We start from the raw sequence: 15,048 nt of genomic DNA on the forward strand, positions 1-15,048 counted from the left end.
CGCTCAGCTTTGGCCCGAAGGGTCGAGCCCCAACGCCCGCAGCCTCGCTTTTTCCGCCTCGCTCAGCGGCGATGGCGCTGGCGTTGAAGTCCCCCGCCGCCGAAACGCGCGCCAGAGCGCAAAGCCCCCGGCGCCAAGCGCGATCAACGGCGCGCCCCAAAGCAGCAGCGTCTGCGGCTTCACGGGCGGGCGCAGCAGCACGAAATCGCCGTAGCGCGCGACGATATAGGCCTTGACCTCTTCGTCGTTCGCGCCTTGGCGTAGGCGCTCGCGCAGCAAGATGCGCAGATCCTTGGCGAGCGGCGCGTCCGAGTCGTCGATGGACTGATTCTGGCAAACGAGGCAGCGTAACTCGGCCGCAATGGATCGGGCCCGGGACTCGAGCGCCGGATCGGCGAGCTTTTCCCCGGGATCGACGGCGAAAGCCGGCCCGACGAGGCCCGCAAGCAACGCCAAGGCCAGCAAGCGCCGACGGCCAGCGCGCCGGCGGAAGCCGCCGCCGCGCTCCCGCAGACGCGGGCCGGCCGCACTTTGCCCAAAGCTAACCATGATGCTTCACGGCGCCGCGCATGCGCTCCACCTGATCCTGCAGCTGACGCGCGGCGCGGCTGAACGCGTCATTGAGAGCGAAGTCGAAGTCTTGAAAGCGCTCGTCCTGATGTGGCGTTCGGTCGACGGCGACTTCACGGTCATCGGGAAGGCTCAGATGAATTTTTACTTCGTAGGGATCGCCGACATGCCGATGCCCGCTCGGCGCCTTGACCGTCACCCGGCAGGCGGTGATGCGGCCGAAGCGTTCCTCCAGGCGCGAGAGCTGCTGCGTTATTTTGTCACGGAGCTCAGACGTAGCCTCAATCCCCTGGAATTCAATGTGCGGCGCGCTTTCCATGTGTTTTTTTCCTTTGAAGGCGAGAGAGACGCATTTGCTTGCGCGACGCGACCGAGCGATCCGCGCTCTTCCCTCTCGGAGGATTTGACGCATTGCTTTCATGGCGCCTCCGCGAAATATAGTCCACAGGGGCGCCGGAGCCACGGCGGTTCATTCCTTCGCGATAGGCGCCGAAGGTGAGGTCTGCGTGATCGCGGAGAGTTTCAAGAGGATCGACGTCTCGATCGGCCGCGGCAAGTTGGGCGGAAACTTATTCTTGCCTCAGCGGCCCTCCGGTCTCGTCATTTTCGCGCATGGCAGCGGATCGTCGCGATACAGCCCGCGCAACGTGTTCGTCGCGGAGAGCCTCGTCGCTCGCGGCCTCGCCGCATTGCTCTTCGACCTGCTGCATCCGGAAGAGTCCGAGCAACGACGTAACGTGTTCGATATTCCTCTGCTCGCGTGTCGTTTGCAGGAGGCCATAGGGTGGGCGCCTCGCCAGAATGAAACGAAGGATCTTCGCATCGGGCTCTTCGGCGCGAGCACCGGAGCCGCAGCGGCCTTAGTCGCCGCCGCACAGGACTCGGCGTCGGTCGCCGCCGTGGTGTCTCGCGGCGGGCGCCCCGACCTTGCCGCCGCGTCGCTGGCGCATGTCAGGGCGCCGACTCTGCTGATCGTCGGCGGCGCCGATCCCCAGGTGCTGGAGCTCAATCGATGGGCGCAGCGCCAGCTTCGCTGTAAGACGCGGCTGGACGTCGTGCCGAACGCCAGTCACCTCTTCGAGGAGCCAGGAGCCCTGGAGCAGGTTGCGCAAATCGCAGGCGACTGGTTCGTCGAGCATCTTCCGGACATAGGCGAGAGCCGGCGATGACCCCGGCCCGCGCGCAAAGCCTCCCATTGACAGAGCCGCTCAAGAAGTCAGGCGACGCGCCAGACCGGATGTGGTCCGCAGGCGTGACGAGAAACAGCAACGCGCTCGACCTCGAGGCCGGCGTCTTCGCGCTTGACGAGCCGCGCGAGATTGCGCGCTCATTGAAGCGCTCCGCAGAGATGAGCACGCGCCGAAAGAGCGACCCCTTCCGCTCGGCCATGTCCATGCTGACTTTTTATATGAACCGAGCCGGCTCGAACCTGTCTGACGAGCGCAAGGCGGTGCTGCGAAGAGCGAAGGACGAGTTGCGAAGAGCTTTCGGCCGGCCGCCCAAGAGATAGCCGCTCGCCAAGAGATGGCCGCTCGCCAAGAGATAGCCGCTCGAATTCTAGCGTTTCTCAGGGACTCATTGAGGGGGTGAAATGACGACAATGGACGAGGTTCCGGGCGCGCCCGCCACGCAGCCCCTCAAGCCGGCAGACCCTGAGCTCGCCGTGTTCGCGCTCGACGCTAACGGAGACCTCGCGCAAAACATCGGGCGCTCGCTTCATCTTGAGCTTGCTCCGCATGAGGAGCGCCGGTTCGAGGACGGGGAGTTTAAGATCAGGCCCCTGGCGAACGTCCGCAACAAGGATGTCTTCGTCATCTCTAGCCTCTATGGCGAAGCGGACACGAGCGTCTCCGACAAGCTTTGCCGGCTGCTGTTCTTCACGGGCGCGTTGAAGGACGCCGGCGCGCGTAACGTGACGACGGTTGCGCCTTATCTGTGTTTCCAGCGCAAGGATCGGCAAACAAAGCCCCGCGATCCGATCGGCACGCGCTATCTGGCGCAGCTGCTCGAAGCAATGGGGACGGATCGCGTGATGACGATCGACGCGCATAATCTCGCCGCTTATCAGAACGCCTTCCGTTGCGACAGCGACCATCTCGACGCACAGGCATTATTCGCGCGCTTTTTCAGCCGACTCGTCGGCGGCAAAGAGATCTCGGTTGTCTCACCCGATCTCGGCGGCGAGAAACGGGCGGAACTTTTTCGAGAGCGCCTGGAGAGGGTGCTGGCGAGGCCCGTCGCCAAAGGCTTCATGGACAAACGCCGCAGCGAAGGCAAGGTCACGGGCGACATCTTCGCGGGCGACGTGAAGGGGCGGACAGCCATCGTGCTCGACGATCTCATCAGCGGCGGCGGCACGATGGCGCGCGTGGCGGCGGCCTGCCGCAGAGAGGGCGCAACCGAAGTCTGGTGCGCGGCGACGCATGGCGTGTTCTCGCCAGCAGCCGCCCCCGTGCTTGAAAGCGCGCCGATCGATCGACTTGTCGTCACCGACAGCGTCCCTTTGCCAAGCTATATGAACAGCGATTTGTTACAGAGACGCCTGACGGTCGTGAGCGTCGCAAATCTCCTCGCCCAAGCCATTCGGTGTTGCCATGAAGGCGGTTCGATAGCAAAGCTGTTGGAAGAAGGCGCTTGAGCTAGCGCCTTAGATCACGCTGCGTTCAGGCGGACTCGCCTGAACGCAGAAAACGTGATCGCTTCTAAGAGTTCAGAGCGCGATTTGCGCGAAAAAAGCCGGTTTCCACTTTTTCGCATCGCGCTCTAGCGTGGACAGACTCCCGAGAAACCTCAATGGCGAACCAGGCGCTCTTCGCGGACTTTTACGAATTCACGATGCTGCGCGCCTATTTCGAGCTCAAGCTGACACAAACGGCGACCTTCAGCCTCTATGTGCGAAAGCTTCCGAAGCCTCGCAATTTTCTCCTCGCCTGCGGCTTGAGCGACCTTCTCGACGACATCGAAGCGCTGCGCTTCGGCGAGGAAGAGATAGAGAGACTGCGCTCTCAGGGCGAGTTTGGCGAGCCGTTTCTCCAATGGCTGCGCGGCTTTCGCTTTCGCGGCGACATTGTCGCCATGCGCGAGGGAACGCCGTTTTTTGACGAAGAGCCCATTCTGGAAGTGACCGCGTCTCTTCCAGAGGCGCAATTGATCGAGACCCTGGTTCTCAACCAAATTGGTTCCCAGACGATTTTCGCCTCCAAGGCGGCGCGCGTCGTCGCGGCCGCGAAGGGGCGTCCGGTGAGCGATTTTGGCGCGAGGCGCGCGCAGGGGATCGACGCGGCGATCCGCGGCGCGCGCGCCTTCTTCATCGCCGGCGTCACATCGACTTCGAATGTGGCGAGCGGCTTGATCTACGGCCTGCCGCTCGAAGGCACGATGGCGCACAGCTTCATCGAGGCTTGCGACACCGAGCGAGCCGCGTTCGAGAACTTCCTGGAGATCTTTCCGCACGCGACCCTCCTCGTCGACACCTATGACACGCTCGCCGGCGTCGAGAATGTGATCGCCGTCGCCAAGTCGAAGGGCGCGGGGCTCGCCCTGCGCGCCATCCGCCTCGATTCGGGCGACCTCGCCGCGCTTTCGCGCCGAGCCCGGAGGATGCTCGACGACGCAGGCTTATCCCATGTGGCGATCGTCGCGAGTGGCGGCCTCGATGAGCGCGCCATCGAACGGCTTTTGGAAGACGGCGCTCCCATCGACGCCTTCGGCGTCGGCTCAGACATGGCCGTCTCCGCGGACGCTCCGACGCTCGACATCGCTTATAAGCTCACAGAATACGCTGGCGAGCCCCGCATGAAGCTGTCTTCCGGCAAGCGCTCTCTGCCGGGACAGAAACAGGTTTTCCGTCAATTCGAGGATGGCGTCGCGGTTCGCGACATTATCGCGCTGCGTGGGGAGAATGTAGAAGGCCAGGCTTTGCTCCGGCCCGTGATGCTCGCCGGCCGTCGCGTGGAGAGCGAAAAGGTTAGTCTAGTCCAAAGTCGCAACTACGCCGGAGAGTCGACCGCCGCCTTACCCGAGGAATGCCGAGGTCTCTCGGCGTCCTCATCCCGCTATCCGGTCGCGATCAGCCGCAAGCTCGCCCAGCTTGAAGAAGAAACGCGGGGGCGGCTGCTGCATCGTTGAGCTTTCCTGCGCGCCTCGCGCCTTCGCGCCCGCTCAGGCCAAGGCTGCTTCAGCGATCGCGAGATACCGCCCGGCCAGAGGCTCCCACTTTTCCGGCGTGCGCGGCGACGAATCCAGCAGATGAGCCACCGCGAGCCGAGCCCTCAGAACGGCGCGCCAAGCCGCGTAGAGCGGCATCAGCTGCTTTGGGACGCAAACGCCCAGCCTTTGGGCCACAGCCTCGGCAAGCATGGGTCCGATTTTAGGGGCGCCAAGCAGCGCGCATTCCACCCCTAGAAACGCAATCTCGTCGAAGGGATCGACCTGGCGGAGCTCGGCGTTGAATTCCAAAGAGTCGAAGATCGCAATTCCGTCGGAAAAATTCACATGCTCCGGACGAAGATCGCCGTGACCATCGACGACGCCATGGGCGCGAACACGCTCTTCAAGGCGCGCGCGATCGATGGAAAGACGGGCGTCCAAGCGATCGAGCACAAGCGACGAGCGCCCGTGATCGAGATGGAACGCGCGAGCGGTGAGCACCTCGCGATTGATCTGCTGCTCGCGAAAGAAACGCTCCGCATAACCAGCCGCGGCAATCGTCGAAACCTGGGCCTTGAGATAAAAATCGGCGAGCTTTTGCGCGAGAAGATCGACCTCATGCGCCGAGACCCGCCCCTCGGCAATCATCACATCCAGCATTTGCCGTTCCGGCAGACTCTTCATCTCGATCAACCAATCGACGATCACGCCGGCGCCGCCGATCGCCAGAGCGCCCGCCGACGACTGGACCAAAGCGCAGACGTCCAGATAAACGTCCGGGGCCAGACGACGATTGAGGCGTAGCTCCTCGCGGCACATCGCCTCGCGCAATTTAAGAGTCGAGAAGTCCAGGAAAGAAAAGCGAACCGGCTTCTTCAGCTTGTAGGTTTTCGCCTCGGCGATGAAGACGAAGGACATATGCGTTTCGACCACGCGCACCTCCCGCGACGCGTGCGGATAGCTTGCCGGATCGCTCAGGAAGCGCAGTTTATCCTCCAAGCTGACGCAAGCGCCGAAGGCCCGGTCCGGTGTCGAATGCATCGGTCATCCCCCTCCTCGCGCTCAGGCCGCGACCGCAATATTCAGATTCGAACGCGCTCCGCGCTTGGTCGGTTTCGCAGTTTTTTGGAACACGCTCTGAGAAAGGAGGGATTTATGAGCTTTGGTCAAGACGACGCCCTCATCGTCCTCGACCTTCAGCGTGATTTTTGCGCAGGCGGCGCTTTGGCTATCGCCGGCGCAGACAAGATCGCGCCTAAGATAAATCAGCTCATCGACGAGGCGACCGCGGCGGGGGCGATGGTGGTCGCCTCGCGCGATTGGCATCCAAAGGGTCACGTGAGCTTCGCGGCGCGGGGCGGGCCTTGGCCCGAGCACTGCGTCGCCGGTTCGGAGGGTGCGAAGTTCCACGCGCAGCTTTGCCTGCCCGACAATGCGCTCATCGTCACCAAGGGCGCCGACCTCGACAAGGACCAGTACTCGGTGTTCGACGAGACCGGCCTCGTCGAGCAACTGCACGGCCGGGGAACGCGGCGTGTATTCCTTTGTGGCCTTGCGCTCGACGTTTGCGTGCGCGCGAGCGCGCTTCAAGCTGTGCAGGCCGGCTTCGAGACCCATGTGATGCTGTCGGCGACCCGGCCCATCACACAGGCCGGAGGCGAAGCCACGATTCGAGAGATGACGAACGCCGGCATTGTCGTCGAACATGGCGATCCAGACGACACTACGGCGGGGTGCGCTTAGAGCATGTCACGGAAAAGTGCGAAGCGGTTTTCCGGTCATGACATGCTCCAACTTTTTGACTTGGCGCGATTCCTTTTCGTTCGAACGATTCCGTTCGAGCGGGAAACGCGCTAGCCGGTTGGCGATTGACGCTTCCCCCCGCCTGTGCCGCCCAACGCCTGCTCACGCGATCGTGTCCACCACGCCGCCGTCGACTCGAAGCGCGGCGCCCGTCGTCGCGGAGGAGAGCGGCGACGCCACGTAAACCACGAGGTTGGCGACTTCCTCGGCCGTTGCGGCGCGCCCGATGATCGAGCTCGGCCGATGAGCCTTGACGAAGCCGGCGGCGACCTCCTCGATCGGGCGACCGGATTTCGATTGCTCGGCCTGCAGCATGACCCACACGCCTTCGGACAGCGTCGGCCCTGGCAGGACAGCATTCACGGTGACGCCAGTCCCGGCGACGCGCTTCGCGAGGCCGCGCGAAAGCGCGAGGTCGGCGGTCTTGGTGACGCCGTAATGGATCATGTCCGCAGGAATATTGAGACCCGACTCGGAGGACAGGAAAATGACCCTGCCCCATCCTCTCTCGATCATTTTCGGTAAATAGAAGCGCGACATGCGCACTCCCGCCATCACATTCACCTCGAAGAAGCGGAGCCAAGTCTCGTCCGAAGTGTCGAAGAAGTCCTCCAATCCGTAAACGCCGAGATTGTTGACGAGAATGTCCGCCAAGGGCTCCGCTTCGAAGAGCGCGGCGCAACCGCTCGCCGAGCCCAAATCAGCGGCGACGCCTGAAACGAGGGAGGGGTCGACCTCGTCTCTCAGTCGTCGCACCGCTTCGTCCACACGGCTCGGCGTGCGGCCATTGACCACAACCCGAGCGTTGCTCTGCGCCAGCCCCAGCGCAATCGCGTAGCCAATGCCCGCAGTGGAGCCCGTCACCACCGCCGTTTTTCCCGTGAGGTCGATCTGCATTTTCATCCTCCAAAAAAGGCGAGCGCCACGGCTTCCAACTCATCCGTCGCGTGCGCCCGCCAACCCTTGCGGCGGAAGGGGCGACTAATCGGCGCAAGCTAAGGACTGCAAGAAATATGCGCGCGCCACTCAGCGCGCTCCTATTCGGCGAGCGCCGAGTCAAGCGAGGCGCAAGCCGCGCCATGCGCTTGCGCCACCGCCTGCGAGACAATCGCGCCGTCCGAAATCTGGAGCCCGGCGCGCAAATCGGCGTCCTCCCGCAAGGCGCGGCGCCAGCCCTTATCGGCGATGGCGAGCACGAAGGGGAGCGTCGCATTGTTGAGCGCGAAGCTCGCCGTGCGCGGCACGACGCCCGGCATGTTTGGCACGCAATAATGCAAGACGTCGTGGAAAAGGAACGTCGGATTCGAATGCGAGGTGGCGCGCGAGCTCTCGCAACAGCCGCCTTGATCGATTGCGACGTCGACGATAACGGCGCCCGGTTTCATCGTCGCGACCATCCCGTTGGAGATGAGCTTTGGCGCCCGCGCCCCAGGGAGAAGAACGGCGCAAATCAGCAAATCCGCGCGTTTGACGATTTCGGCGATCACGGTTCTCGTCGAGAACACGGTGCGGGCCGCGCCGCGGGATCTCGCTTCGAGGCGGCGAAGCGCTTCCGGATCGCGGTCGATCACGATCACGCTGGCGCCCATGCCGAGCGCGATCGTCGTCGCGGCGGAGCCGACGACCCCTGCTCCGAGGATCGCGACCTCCGCTGGCGGCACGCCCGGCGCCCCGGCAAGCAAAACGCCCCGGCCTCCAGCAGATTTTTCCAGGAAATGCGCGCCGATTTGCGGCGCCAGCCGTCCTGCCATTTCCGACATGGGCGTCAGCAACGGAAGGCCGCCCCGCGAGGATGTCACCGTCTCATAGCCGATGCAATTCGCGCCGCTCCGCAGGAGATCCTGCGTAAGCTCGAGATCGGGCGCGAGATGCAAATAGGTGAAGATCGTTTGACCTCGCCGCAGCTGTCGGCGCTCGGCGGCGAGCGGCTCCTTGACCTTGACGATGATGTCCGCGCCTTCGAAGACGCTCGCCGGCCCATCGACGAGCAAGGCGCCGTTCAACTCATAAGCTGCATCGTCGAAGCCGGCGCCCAGCCCAGCCCCCTTCTCGACCAGGACCGCATGGCCATGCTGCACGAGCTCGGCGACCGAGGAGGGCGTCAGACCCACGCGATATTCATTGTCCTTGATTTCCCTCGGAACGCCAATCCGCATCGACCTCGCCTCCCGCGTCAAAGCCCCGCGTCTTTATCGTTACTATGTCAGCGCTAGCTGCCGCCAAGCCCTATGATGATCGCCGCGCGCATTTGTCCCTCGGGAGACGCAGGCCCACGGCTCCGCGTCACTCCGACCGCTTAGATTGAGGCGGCTCCTTGGGCCCGAGACGATCGAGGATCGAGATGACCTCAGCATCGCTGATCTGGCGAAAATCCGCGTAGAAATAGCCGATCGCGCCGAAGTCCTCGGGCGTCTCCAGGCAAATTGTCTCGTCGGCCTCGGCCTCGAGCGAAGCGAGCGTGTCCGCCGGCGCGACCGGGGTCGCGAGCACGAGCTTCTTGGGGCGCCGCGCACGAACGGCCCGTAGGGCGGCGCGCGTCGTGGCGCCCGTCGCAACGCCGTCATCGACAACGATGGCGACGCGCCCCTGCGCTTCCGGCCGAGGGCGCAAGCCGAAATAGAGCCGCCGCCGTCGCTCGATCTCTTCGAGCTCGCGCTGGCGGACGGCCTCGAAGTCCTCCGCGCTGACGCGCGCCATCGCAATCACGTCATCATTGCGGACGGTGATCGGCGCGCCGCCATCCGCCACTGCGCCCATGGCGAGCTCCGGTTGGAAGGGGACGCCGATCTTGCGGACGAGAACGAGGTCGAGAGGCGCGTCGAGCGCCGCTGCAATCGGCGCCGCCACGGGCGCGCCGCCGCGCGGCAAGGCGAACACCACGGTTTCCTCGCCTTTATATTTAAGGAGCCGCGCGGCGAGCCTTTTTCCCGCCTCATCCCTATTGCGAAACGACATGGCCCTCTCCCGTCCCGAGCCCGAATTGGCCCGTCAGAGCGTGATGCGAAAAAGTGGAAACCGGTTTTTCGCGCCAATCGCGCTCTGAGCTTTTAGAATCGATCACGTTGTCCGCGTTCAGGCGATTCCGCCTGAACGCGGCGTGATCTCGTGAGTTAGATCTGCACGAGGGCTCGTCGGCGGAAGATCGACGGCGTCATTCTGTTCACTGGAAACGTCGCCGAAGGCCGAGCGATAATTCCTCGAGGATCACCACGGCCGCGGAAGGGGCACGACGAGGCCGACCCGCAGCTCATTCTCGACCAGCCCCGTCCTTGCGCCGAAAGAAGCGCCGCCGGCTGCGCCGCCCCAAATCGCTGTCGCGACCGGATTGTACTCGTGCCGCAAATAGAGGAGCTGAAGCGTCGGCCCACCCATCTTGAGCTCGAGGCCGCCGCCATAGGTCGCGCCGAGCCTGAAGTCGGAGGCGCTACCCCAGGCGAAGGTCCCCAAGGCGCCGCCATAACTGGAAAAAGCGATCTGCGCTTCGGAAAAACCTGCGGTCACGAAGGGCGTGACCACCGTCGTTCCCCACAGATCTATGTCGAAGCCGACCTCGACGCGCTGAGTCGCCTCGAAGCGGCTACTGAAGCTTGTAAAAGCGAAGGGGAAGTGGCCGTTATGCGCGCCGCCGCCGCGTCCGGCGACGTCCAACGCTAGGCCCACCAGAAAGCCCGCGTCGAAGGGCCGCAGGCGCAAGTCGACTTGAGCCCCGCCGCCGCCGAAGCTGCGATCGAGCGAGGGCGAGGCGCCGAGAGGACCGAAGGCCCCGCTCCCGACCCCCGACGACCAGGAGAGGTTGGGGCGCGCCCAGCTGACGCTCCCGAACACGCCCGCGCGCAACTGCAGGAATTCGTGCGGCGCGGCCGCGAGCGTCGCCGCGGCGGGCGTCGCCGGAATCGTTGCGTCTCCGTCCTCGGGCAACTCGGGCGCCGCGGGCAGCGAAACGGAGCCGGACTCCGCGGGAAGCTTTGGAAGCGGGGGCAACGGCGGCAGCGCCCCAGCGGAAGGAGATTCGGGACCGCGCGCCTCGCGCAACGGCCCGGGCTTAGCGATCGCCTCGCGGGGAGCCTCCGGGTGCGGCGGCGTTTCGACTTGCGGCGCGATCGGCGCTTCCGCCTGTGCGGCGGCTTGCGATTGGGGCGGCGCCTGCGGCGCCGGCGCCGTCGGCTCCTCGCTCATGCGCAGCTCTGGAGGTCGAGGCGGCGCTTTCGCCGGCTCCTGGCCGGAAGGCTTCGCGGACGCTTCCGCCGGAGGCTTCGCCGGCGGCTCCTGGAGGGGCTGAGTCGGCTCCATGGCGCTGGGCTGCTTGACGGCTCCAGCGGTCTTCGCCGGAGCCTCGGCAAGCGGCTGAGCCGGCGCCTTCTCGGCTGGCTTTGGAGGCTCCAAGGGAGCGGTCTTCGCCGTGGCCGGCTGGGCGGCTTCTTGGCTCGCGGCCGGAACCTCTGCGTCAATCTTTTCGATCAGCGCGTCCTGATGGGCCGCAAGCGCCTTGTAAGCCTGCAGACGACGCGCGCCGAGCGTCTGAATCTCGGCGTTGCTCTGCACATATTTTGAGACGATCCCGAGGAAACCTTCGTCAGGCTCGCCATGAGCAGAGGCGGACGTCGCTGCCGCATCCTCTTCGACCGGGCGCTTTCTGTATTGCAGATCTTCGCCGTCGAGCTTCGCGCCGTTGAACTCGTAACCCTCGGCCTTCAGTTCATCGAGCGCGCTCTGCCAGACGGCCTTGCGCTTTGTCTCATATTCTTCGGCGGCGGACTGATAGGCGGACTTGTCTTGTGTGTAAGTGGGATCGAAACTCTTCAGGAAGTTTTCCTTGTCGAGGTCGTAGGCTTTTTGAGCCGCGTTCTTGCGCGCGCCCTTCAGATCTTTGAGACTGACGTATCTCATGGCGAGCCGGCGCAGCGCGGCCCGCTCCGCGTCGGGGCTTTGCGCCGTTTCCGCCTTCTTTTCGAGTTCGGCCGGCTTTTGGCCGCCGTCCTGCGCAATGGCTTCGTCGGAAAGCGCAAGGACGACTCCGCCAAAAAGAGCGGCGTAAGCGAATGCGCGGCGAAGATCCTTGCCCCCGATCATGAACAACTCCGAGCGGATCGGCCGCCCACGTCGGCCGAAACTCTCGGAACTGTGAAGGATTAACCTTAATGGGGATTAAAGAGCGCCGATCGCTCTTCGTGCTCGGGCGGCTCCAAGGCTCGTTCGAGCCTTCTCACCAGGCGCGGAAGAACGAGAAGCCATCATTGGGCGCCGGCTGCGGCGCCACACGGCGCTCGACGGCGACGCGTCCTGCGCGAGCCCGGGGCGCCTCCGTGTAGACTGCGGCGCGGGTCGGCGCGGCGACGCCGTCGATCTCGATCGAGGCGCCATATTGCTCGACCCAGCCGAAAAGCTCCCGCGCGTGCTCGATTGAGAGCCGCACGCAGCCATGCGACGCTGGTCGCCCAAGCCCGCGCTCGGAGGTGCCGTGGATCGCCAATCCGCGCGAGAAGAAGATCGCGAAGGGCATGGGCGCCTGATCATATTCGTCGGAGAGATGGTCGGCGTCGAGTCGCTGAACGATGAACTTGCCGGTTGGCGTCTCGAAGCCCGGGCGGCCGCTCGAGATTTTCCAAACCAACGGCTTGTCGTTGTTCTTGGTGACGGTCATTTGCTGACGCGTCAGATCGACGCGAATCTCAACCTTCGCCCTGGCCGACCCGAGGGAGCCCGCGAGAATGAGAGCCAGCGTGAGGAGCCCGAGAAGCCGAAGGCGCATCGCCTTGGCAGACTACGCCGGAGCGGCGCTCCGGTCTAGCCTGGGGCGCCTGAACCGCCAAGGAAAGCTTGCGCTCATCGCGGCTTGAGCCCAAATAGCCGTAAGAGCGCCGATTTCAAACTCCGTCCGGCGCGACAGCGGCTGACGAGGCAAGATGCGCGATCCCTACGAGGTCCTTGGCGTTACGAAATCGGCGAGCCACGCCGAGATCAAGAAGGCCTATCGACATCTCGCGAAGAAATATCATCCGGATCACAACAAGAATGATCCGAAGGCGGCCTCGCGTCTGGCCGAGATCAATGCGGCGTATGAGATCGTCGGCGACGAGGACAAGAAGGTAAAGTTCGACAGGGGCGAGATCGGCGCCGACGGCAAGCCGCGCTTTGCCGGCTTCGAAGGCTTTGGCGGCGGCCCTGGGGGCTTTGGCGGATTTGCGAAGGGCGGCGGCTCGGGGCCCGGCGGGTCGCGCTTTGACTTCGGTCAAGGTTTCGACGCCGCCGACATCCTGTCTGATCTCTTCGGCGGCGCGGCCCGGCGCGGCGCGGGGCCAGGCGGCGGCGCAGCGCGACGCGGCGGAGACGTCGTCGCCACGGCGCGCGTGGCGCTCGAGACGGCTGTTCGCGGCGGCTCCGCGCGTGTCGTCATGCCTTCCGGCCGCACGCTCGACGTGAGCATTCCGGCGGGCGTCGAAGATGGTCAGCAGATCCGCCTGCGTGGGCTGGGACAGGCCGGACCCGTCGGCGCCGAGCCCGGTGACGCTCTGGTAACCGTGAGAATCGCACCGCATCCGCATTTTCGCGTCGAGGGGCGCGATCTGCGTCTCGATTTGCCGGTGACGCTCTACGAAGCGACTCTCGGGGCGAGAGTGCCCGTCCCCACTCTCACGGGAACGGTGGAGCTCGCCGTTCCGCCCGGCTCCAATGGCGGCCGCGTTCTGCGCCTGCGCGGGAAAGGCCTCCCGGCGGCTGACAGCAAACCCGCGGGGGACCTTTATGTTTCGCTCAAGGTGATGTTGCCGGAGGCGCTGGACGCGGATTTCGAGGCGCTGATGAAGAAATGGCGCGACGGCAAGCCCTATGACCCCAGAAAGGGGCTTTGAGGGCTTGTATCGAGCGCCTGCTCGAGCGCATGCGAAAAAGTGGAAACCGGTTTTTCGCGCGAATCGCGCTCTAAGCTTTTAGAATCGATCACGTTTTCTGCGTTCAGGCGATTCCGCCTGAACGCAGCGTGATCTAGCGCGTTTCTCGCTCGAACGGAACCGTTCTAGCGATAAGAAGTCGCGCTAAGCCTTGGCCTCCTCCTCGATCCAGGTCTTCGCCAGCTCCCAAGCAACCGCCAGCACAACGGGACCCATGAAGAGCCCGCCAATGCCGTGCGTCATGACGCCGCCGACGACGCCGAAGAAAGTCACCGGCATGGGCGTCTTCAGCCCATGCGAGAGCGCGAAGGGCTTGGCGACGTTCTCGATGAGCCCCACCGTCAGCATGCAGAGCGTGAAGGCGAGAGCGCCGAAAGTGGGAAGGTTCATCCAGCCCCATGCGATCAGCAGCACGCAAACGGGCCAGGGGCCGACCTGCACGATGCCGAGCGCCAGAATCAGCACGGTGATCAGGCTCGCGCCGGGAACTTCAGCCGCCGACATGCCGAGCGCCGCGATGACGGCTTGCACGAGGGAGATGCCGATCACCCCACGCGAGACGGCGCGGATCGTTGCTCCGGTGAGCGTGACGAAGCCTTCGCCACGCGCAGCATCAATCCTGCGCGCGAAACGCATCGTCGCGGCGAGAAGACTGGGGCCGGGGTTGAACATGAAGCCCGCGATAATCACCGAGGCCAGGAATTTCAGCGTGCCCATGCCGGCGCTGCCGGCCGCGCCGAGCAACGCCTCGCCGACCGGCCTGAGCTGCGGCAGCAGCGGGGAGAGGACGCTCGCCAGATTGGTCGAGGCCCGGGCCCAATAATCATAGGCGAGGCCGCCGATGACCGGCCAGTCCTTCACGCTTTCTCGGGGCGGCGGGATATTGAGATCGCCCACGCTCACCTTGGTGACCAGCTCGCGCCCGCCCTCGACGAGGCCGATGCCGAGCCAGGTGACCGGGCCGATCACGACGAGGAGGCCGAGCGCCGTCAGCAGCGCAGCGGCGAGCCGCCTGCGCCCCCGGAGCAGATGCGCAAGCCAAACGAAAAGGGGGTAAAGCGCGACGGTCAGAACCACGCTCCACAGCACGATCGACGCGAAAGGCTGAATCAGCGTGAATGTCCAATAGCCGAGAAAGCCGATAACGCCGAGATGAACCGCAATCTCTATGACGGTGGCGTTGGAAATATTCAGCTTGAAGGGCTCGGGAGTGGTCTTGAACATGGCCTTTTGTCCTTCTCGGCCCGAGGCGGCGCGGTCGCGGATCAAGCCTTAGAGCGCGTCCCGAACGCGTGGCGCCACGCGATCGAAAAAGACTAGGCTTCAAATCAAAAACTTGGAGCCTGTCCTGACCGGAAAAGCGCTTCGCACTTTTCCGGGACGCGCGCTAGAGCGCGATGCGAAAAAGTGGGAACCGGTTTTTCGCGTGAATCGCGCTCTAAACTTTTAGAATCGATCACGTTATCTGCGTTCAGGCGATTCCGCCTGACCGCAGCGTGATCTAGAGCGCGATGCGAAAAAGTGGAAGCCAGCTTTTCGCATAAATCGTGATCACGTTATCTGCGTTCAGGCGATTCCGCCTGCACGCTGCGTGATCTAGCCCATAGCGGCGCAAAGCGACACTGACGCGAAGACCAAT

At 64.2% G+C, this 15,048-nt stretch carries 15 protein-coding genes; 6 read left to right on the forward strand and 9 right to left on the reverse strand.

The features are described from left to right. Positions 1–3: 3 nt before the first annotated feature. The gene (locus tag QMG80_RS19105; RefSeq protein ID WP_085770606.1) at positions 4–549 is read right to left on the reverse strand and encodes a cytochrome c-type biogenesis protein; all 546 of its coding nucleotides are present in this window, start codon (positions 547–549) and stop codon (positions 4–6) included. Then, on the reverse strand, positions 542–889 hold the full coding sequence (locus QMG80_RS19110; protein ID WP_085773527.1) for an HPF/RaiA family ribosome-associated protein: 348 nt from the start codon (positions 887–889) through the stop codon (positions 542–544). Before QMG80_RS19110 ends, QMG80_RS19105 begins: the two co-directional genes overlap by 8 nt. Positions 890–1,076: 187 nt before the next feature. On the opposite strand from QMG80_RS19110, the gene QMG80_RS19115 reads away from it, so the two are divergent. From QMG80_RS19115 to QMG80_RS19130, 4 genes are all read left to right on the forward strand, one after another. After that, positions 1,077–1,739 carry a dienelactone hydrolase family protein gene (locus QMG80_RS19115; protein WP_245300070.1) on the forward strand — a complete coding sequence of 221 codons (663 nt, stop codon included), beginning with the start codon at positions 1,077–1,079 and terminating at the stop codon, positions 1,737–1,739. Between the two features lie 68 nt (positions 1,740–1,807). After that, the gene (locus tag QMG80_RS19120) at positions 1,808–2,080 is read left to right on the forward strand and encodes a DUF3175 domain-containing protein (protein WP_245300230.1); all 273 of its coding nucleotides are present in this window, start codon (positions 1,808–1,810) and stop codon (positions 2,078–2,080) included. A gap of 81 nt (positions 2,081–2,161) precedes the next feature. Continuing rightward, on the forward strand, positions 2,162–3,208 hold the full coding sequence (locus tag QMG80_RS19125) for a ribose-phosphate diphosphokinase (RefSeq protein WP_245300071.1): 1,047 nt from the start codon (positions 2,162–2,164) through the stop codon (positions 3,206–3,208). A gap of 155 nt (positions 3,209–3,363) precedes the next feature. Continuing rightward, complete coding sequence (locus QMG80_RS19130) at positions 3,364–4,698, forward strand: nicotinate phosphoribosyltransferase (RefSeq protein ID WP_085770610.1); 1,335 nt, start codon at positions 3,364–3,366, stop codon at positions 4,696–4,698. Between the two features lie 33 nt (positions 4,699–4,731). Here QMG80_RS19130 and QMG80_RS19135 read toward each other — a convergent pair whose 3' ends face one another. Next, a complete protein-coding gene (locus tag QMG80_RS19135) occupies positions 4,732–5,760 on the reverse strand; it encodes a hypothetical protein (RefSeq protein ID WP_245300072.1) in 1,029 nt (342 codons plus the stop codon). Positions 5,761–5,874: 114 nt separating this feature from the next. Between QMG80_RS19135 and QMG80_RS19140 the strand changes: the two genes are divergently transcribed. Next, positions 5,875–6,462: an isochorismatase family protein gene (locus tag QMG80_RS19140; protein ID WP_085770611.1), complete on the forward strand. Its 588-nt coding sequence runs from the start codon at positions 5,875–5,877 to the stop codon at positions 6,460–6,462. Positions 6,463–6,624: 162 nt separating this feature from the next. Here QMG80_RS19140 and QMG80_RS19145 read toward each other — a convergent pair whose 3' ends face one another. The 5 genes from QMG80_RS19145 to QMG80_RS19165 form a co-directional block, all read right to left on the reverse strand. Continuing rightward, positions 6,625–7,419, reverse strand: a complete 795-nt coding sequence (locus QMG80_RS19145; protein WP_085770612.1) for an SDR family NAD(P)-dependent oxidoreductase — start codon at positions 7,417–7,419, stop codon at positions 6,625–6,627. A gap of 140 nt (positions 7,420–7,559) precedes the next feature. Then, positions 7,560–8,678 (reverse strand): alanine dehydrogenase, encoded by a 1,119-nt coding sequence (ald, locus tag QMG80_RS19150; RefSeq protein ID WP_085770613.1) that lies wholly within the window; start codon positions 8,676–8,678, stop codon positions 7,560–7,562. 127 nt (positions 8,679–8,805) lie between these two features. Then, positions 8,806–9,477, reverse strand: a complete 672-nt coding sequence (locus tag QMG80_RS19155; protein WP_085770614.1) for a phosphoribosyltransferase — start codon at positions 9,475–9,477, stop codon at positions 8,806–8,808. Positions 9,478–9,726: 249 nt separating this feature from the next. Continuing rightward, positions 9,727–11,592, reverse strand: coding sequence for a hypothetical protein (locus tag QMG80_RS19160; RefSeq protein ID WP_085770615.1), 1,866 nt, complete (start codon positions 11,590–11,592; stop codon positions 9,727–9,729). Positions 11,593–11,725: 133 nt separating this feature from the next. Further along, positions 11,726–12,271, reverse strand: coding sequence for a L,D-transpeptidase (locus QMG80_RS19165; RefSeq protein WP_085770616.1), 546 nt, complete (start codon positions 12,269–12,271; stop codon positions 11,726–11,728). Between the two features lie 154 nt (positions 12,272–12,425). Here QMG80_RS19165 and QMG80_RS19170 point away from each other — a divergent pair, with 154 nt between their 5' ends. Further along, positions 12,426–13,370: a DnaJ C-terminal domain-containing protein gene (locus QMG80_RS19170; protein ID WP_085770617.1), complete on the forward strand. Its 945-nt coding sequence runs from the start codon at positions 12,426–12,428 to the stop codon at positions 13,368–13,370. A gap of 183 nt (positions 13,371–13,553) precedes the next feature. Here the strand turns inward: QMG80_RS19170 and QMG80_RS19175 are convergent, their stop codons facing one another. Continuing rightward, positions 13,554–14,633, reverse strand: coding sequence for an AI-2E family transporter (locus QMG80_RS19175; RefSeq protein ID WP_085770618.1), 1,080 nt, complete (start codon positions 14,631–14,633; stop codon positions 13,554–13,556). Positions 14,634–15,048: the final 415 nt, after the last annotated feature.

The organism is Methylocystis bryophila, assembly GCF_027925445.1.
Classification (GTDB): Bacteria; Pseudomonadota; Alphaproteobacteria; order Rhizobiales; family Beijerinckiaceae; genus Methylocystis; species Methylocystis bryophila.